This window comes from Phocaeicola sp. RTP21198st1_B8_RTP21198_201120, assembly GCF_040929485.1.
GTDB classification, from domain to species: domain Bacteria; phylum Bacteroidota; class Bacteroidia; order Bacteroidales; family Bacteroidaceae; genus Phocaeicola; species Phocaeicola dorei.
On record NZ_JBCOCI010000367.1, the window covers coordinates 1,015 to 1,337 of the forward strand.

The following is a 323-nucleotide window of genomic DNA, read 5'->3' on the forward strand; positions in this document are numbered from 1 at the left end:
GATTCCCACATCAATGGTTTTGATAACTTTGAATGTGTTCAAGTCGATGACGGATACCGTGCGGTCATAATTAGGTACGCGATACCCGCCGGAGTTGGCTACATAGAGTTTGTTGCCCACAATCACCATTTCTTCCGGCTGGTAGCCGACCACACAGGTATCCTTGACAGTCAGTGTGGTAGTGTCAACACGTGCTACATACCCCAGTCTGGCGTTGGGATCTATTTTGACAGGGCCTGCATACGAACTGACGTATGCATATTTATCTTTAAAGACGATATAACGGCAATTAGGTATGGAAATTTGCGTGATGTGTTTTGCTG

1 pseudogene is annotated in these 323 nt (G+C 45.8%); it reads right to left on the reverse strand.

The features are described from left to right. A pseudogene (locus tag AB5935_RS26380) lies at positions 1-323 on the reverse strand (YncE family protein); the annotation flags it as partial.